The sequence below is a fragment of the Pseudomonas sp. GM50 genome (assembly GCF_000282375.1).
Lineage (GTDB): Bacteria > Pseudomonadota > Gammaproteobacteria > Pseudomonadales > Pseudomonadaceae > Aquipseudomonas.
Window position 1 is genome coordinate 1 of the sequence record NZ_AKJK01000129.1, and the last position, 4,613, is coordinate 4,613.

The 4,613-nt window shown below is 58.0% G+C and carries 3 protein-coding genes; 2 read left to right on the plus strand and 1 reads right to left on the minus strand.

Annotation, left to right across the window (positions count from 1 at the left end; translation table 11 throughout):
- Nucleotides 1-2,762: M10 family metallopeptidase C-terminal domain-containing protein (locus tag PMI30_RS30145; protein WP_008014569.1), on the minus strand; the 2,762-nt coding region annotated here is incomplete at its 3' end.
- Nucleotides 2,763-2,978: 216 nt separating this feature from the next.
- On the opposite strand from PMI30_RS30145, the gene PMI30_RS02240 reads away from it, so the two are divergent.
- A complete protein-coding gene (locus tag PMI30_RS02240; RefSeq protein WP_008014570.1) occupies nt 2,979-3,623 on the plus strand; it encodes an MBL fold metallo-hydrolase in 645 nt (214 codons plus the stop codon).
- A gap of 116 nt (nt 3,624-3,739) precedes the next feature.
- Nucleotides 3,740-4,462: an OmpA family protein gene (locus tag PMI30_RS02235; RefSeq protein WP_007905276.1), complete on the plus strand. Its 723-nt coding sequence runs from the start codon at nt 3,740-3,742 to the stop codon at nt 4,460-4,462.
- Nucleotides 4,463-4,613: the final 151 nt, after the last annotated feature.

Consider the following 4,613-nt stretch of genomic DNA (forward strand, 5'->3'; position numbering starts at 1 on the left):
GTGTTGTTCAGGTCGTTGCCGACCACGGTGAAGGCGCCGAGGCCGGTGAGGGTGACGTTCTCGACGTTTCGTAGGCTGGTTTGACCGAGATCGACGGTGCTGCCGGCCAGGGTCGAGGCGTAGGTGATGTTCAGCAGGTCACGACCCTGATCGGTTGTTTCCCGCAGTAGCGCCAGTTCACCGGCCTGGTCGAGGACGTAGGTGTCGTCGCCGGCGCCGCCGATCAGCGTGTCCAGTCCCGTACCACCGTTGAGCACGTTGTTGCCGCTGTTGCCAGTCAGCACGTTGTTCTGGGTGTTGCCGACGCCGTTGAGGTTGTCGCTGCCGGTGAGGGTGAGGTTTTCCAGGTTGGCGCCCAGGGTCCAGCTGACCGAGGAGCGCACGGTGTCGGTATCCCACGTCCAGATACCTGTCTCGACGACCACGTCCTTGACGTTGTCGACAATGTAGGTGTCGCTGCCGCTGGCGTCGGTCATCACGTCGGCGCCAAGGCCTCCGTCGAGGATGTTGTCGCCGCGGTTACCTACGAGGCGGTTATTCAGCGCATTACCGGTAGCATTCACGTCGTCGAAGTCGATAAGGGTCAAGTTTTCGAGGTTGCTGCCCAGGGTGTAGCTGATCGACGACAGCACCGTGTCGATCTCGGCCAGCGAAGTGCCTCGTTCGATTACTGTATCGCCAACATTGTCGACGACGTAGGTGTCGTTGCCGGCACCGCCGTCGAGGGTGTCGGCTCCGTCCCAGCCATCAAGTACGTTGGCAGCGGCGTTGCCGGTGAGGCTGTTGTCCAGTTCATTACCGGTGAGGCTCAGCGCTGCAGAACCGAGTAGCAAGCCATCCTCGACGTTGTCTTCCAAGTAGTAGCTCACCGCCGTTCTAATCAGGTCGTGGCCTTCGTCAGCCAGTTCGGTGACATGCACTCCATTGTTGTAAATGGCGTAGGTGTCATCGCCGCTGCCGCCAATGAGCTTGTCAGACCCGGCCCAGCCATCCAGCCAGTCGTTGCCAGCGCCGCCCAGCAGGGTGTTGTTATAGTTGTTGCCGATCAGGATGTTGTTCAGGTCGTTGCCGATCACGGTGAATTCACCGAGCCCGGTGACGATGACATCCTCGACGTTTTGCAGGTTGCTTTGACTGAGATCGACAGTGTTGGTGGCCAAGGTTGATGCGTAGTTGATGTACAGCAGGTCATTGCCTTGATCAACGCCATCCTGCAGCAGTGCCAGTTCACCGGCCTGGTCAAGGACGTAGGTGTCGTCGCCGGCGCCGCCGCTCAGCGTGTCCAAGCCGGCTAAGCCGTTGAGGATGTTGTTGCCGACGTTGCCGGTCAGTACGTTGTTCAGGGCATTGCCGACACCGTTGGTGTTGTCACCGCCGGTCAAGGTGAGGTTTTCCAGGTTGGCACCGAGGGTCCAACTGAACGAGGAGCGTACGGTGTCGATTTCGGAGGCGAGGGTGCTGCTCTCGGTAACCACATCCTTGAGGTTGTCGACGATGTAGGTGTCATTGCCGGAACCGCCAATCATCACGTCGGCGCCGAGGCTGCCGTCCAACGTGTTATTGCCAGCGTTGCCGACGAGGCGGTTGCTCAGCGCATTACCGGTACCGTCCAGATTATCGCTACCGGTGAGGGTCAGGTTCTCCAGATTGCTACTGCTGCCCAAGGTGTAGCTGATGGACGACATAACCGTGTCGATTTCGCTCAGCGAGGTGCTGGTTTCCACCACCACGTCATCAGCGTTATCCACAACATAAACGTCGTTGCCTGCACCGCCAATCATGGTGTCTTGGCCGGCACCGCCATCGAGAACGTTACCCAGCGCATTGCCGATCAATTCATCGTCAAAGGCCGAACCGGTGGCATTTTCGATTTTGGCGCCAAAGGCGATCGTCAGCCCGTCATTGATCAGTTCCAGATTCGCAATGTCGACGAATGCCTTGCCGATGTTGCTGAACTCACCCTCATTCAGGTTCAGTCTGACGGCCGCCTGCTGGTTGCTGGCATCGATCGTATCGTTTCCGCCGGCATCCCAGATGGTTTCGAACACTGATTGGTCGGGTGCCCAGCTATAGACGTTGTTACCGGTTTGCCAAAGCATGTTGGCGCCGTAAATCTTCTGGATAGCGAGAATATCCAGCAGCATCGGCGTCGTCGGCTGGTAGGAATACGCATTGTTGTAGCTCATGATCGTGTAATGCGTATCATCGAGCAGGGGCGAGATCAGCGTACTGTTGGATTGGCTCGACTCGAATGGATGCTTGAAACCCAGGGCATGACCTATTTCATGCACGAACGTCATGAAGTCGTAGGTGCCTTTGACGGGGGCGGAGTTGTTCGTGTCCGGGCTGATCCAGACATCCCCGCCCGACGGTGTCCGGTCGGGGACGTAGGCCCAGGCAGCGGCATCGTCGTCCATGCCCCAATAGCCGCCGAATCGCAAGTCGCCCACGGTGTTGAGGTTGTCACTGACCAGAGTGAACTTGACGTTAGCCACCGCGCTCCAGGCGCCAAGCGCAGCGGTCACGGCGTTTTGTTGGGCCGATGTCAGGGCGAAACTGTTCAGGAACTCGTTGTGGGAGCTGTAATTGGGCGTGAAATACGACTGGCCCGGTTGAACGAAACTGTAAGTCAGTCGTGTCGCGAATATGTCTCCACCGAAGTCAGGACTCAGCCAGGAGGTGCCGTAGATCAGGCTGTCGGCTTGTTGATTACCAGTCAGAAAAGATGGCTTTGTTAAAACATAACCGAAAGGAGACGACATTTTTTAATATCCTGAGAGAGCCGCGACCGTCCTGTATGTGGCCGCTACAAAGAAGTAATTTTGCACCAGAGTCAGTGTCAATTGATATCACATGGCCATTATTTTTTAATTGATGGCGTCAAAAAACTGTCCAGTAAATCTGTGTCGGCGTGCACCAGTGAGTCTTGAGGAGTGCGCGCTGGTATCCTGTTCGAAATTGACTAATCAGGACCTCCCATGAACGCGCCGACCCCAGCGCTCATCCGCGAAACCTTCCCCGTCGGCCCGTTGCAGTGCAACTGCACAATCATCGGCGACCCGATCACCAAGAAGGCCATCGTCGTCGACCCGGGCGGTAACCACGAACTGATCCTCGCTCGCCTGGATGCCTTGGGCCTGAAAGTGGTCAGCATCATCCACACCCACGCGCACCTCGATCACTTCCTCGCCTCTGGCCAGTTGAAGGAGAAAACCGGCGCGACGCTGCATCTGCATAAAGAAGATCAATTCCTCTGGGACAATCTGGAGATGCAGTGCCAGATGTTCGGCGTGCCTTACACCCCCGTGCCATCGCCAGATCGTTGGTTGGCCGACGATGAAGAGCTGGCTTGCGGGTGTGGCGTGGCGTTGCACACGCCGGGTCATACACCAGGTTCCATGAGCTTTTGGTTTTCAGAGGCTAAGCTGCTGATTGCCGGTGACACGCTTTTCAAGCGCGGGGTAGGGCGCACGGATTTATGGGGAGGCGATCAGGCGACTCTCGTGCGGTCGATCAAGCAGCGGTTGTATACCCTCGACGAAGAGGCGACGGTGGTGACCGGTCATGGTCCGGACACGTGTCTGGGCGATGAAATGCGCGGTAACCCCTTTGTACGAGCCTGAAGATGCAGTTGTGAAAGGCACGACGGAATTTTTGGCGTTGGCCATGATCAAACGCCCGCAAAGGTTCATTGCTTAAGTCCGCTGCACCACAGAATGCAAAAAAGTAGGAGCTCTCCATGTTCACCTCGCGTCGTTTGATTATTGTCGCTACAGCTGTGGCTTTGTTGTCCGGTTGCGCATCGCAGAACCCTTATGACAACCAGGGTCAGGCTGATGGCGGCTCCACGGGCATGAGCAAAACCGCCAAATACGGTGGCCTCGGCGCCTTGGCCGGTGCACTGGCCGGTGCTGCCATCGGTCACGATAACCGTGGCAAGGGCGCTCTGATTGGCGCCGCCGTGGTGGGCGCTTCTGCCGCCGGTTACGGTTACTACGCCGACCAGCAGGAGAAAAAGTTGCGGGCCAGCATGGCCAACACCGGGGTTGAAGTGCAACGTCAGGGCGATCAGATCAAGCTGATCATGCCGGGCAACATCACCTTCGCCACCGATTCGGCGAACATCGCGTCGAGCTTCTACCAGCCGCTGAACAGCCTGGCGGGCTCGCTCAAGGAGTTCAACCAGAACCAGATCGAGATCGTCGGCTACACCGACAGCACCGGCAGCCGTCAGCACAACATGGACCTGTCCCAGCGTCGCGCCCAAAGTGTGGCGACTTACCTGACCTCCCAGGGTGTCAGCGGCGCCAACCTGTCGGCGCGTGGTGCCGGGCCGGATAACCCGATTGCCAGCAATGGTGATGTGAATGGCCGGGCGCAGAACCGTCGCGTCGAGGTCAACCTGAAGGCGATTCCTGGTCAGGAATATCAGCAGCAGGGCCAGGTTCAGCAGTATCCGTAAAGCGTCTGATTGAACCCCAGGCGTAAAAAGCCCGCCCGATCCTCAGCAGATCGGGCGGGCTTTTTGTTGGCTCTGGCCCCATCGCGAGCAGGCTCGCTCCCACAGTTGACCGCGTACCGATCCTACAACTCGGTCGAATAATGAAATGGCT

Excerpts from the sequence above, each read along its gene's own strand:
- PMI30_RS02240 (WP_008014570.1), top strand. The coding sequence starts at position 2,979 with ATGAACGCGCCGACCCCAGCGCTCATCCGCGAAACCTTCCCCGTCGGC.
- PMI30_RS02235 (WP_007905276.1), top strand. The coding sequence starts at position 3,740 with ATGTTCACCTCGCGTCGTTTGATTATTGTCGCTACAGCTGTGGCTTTG.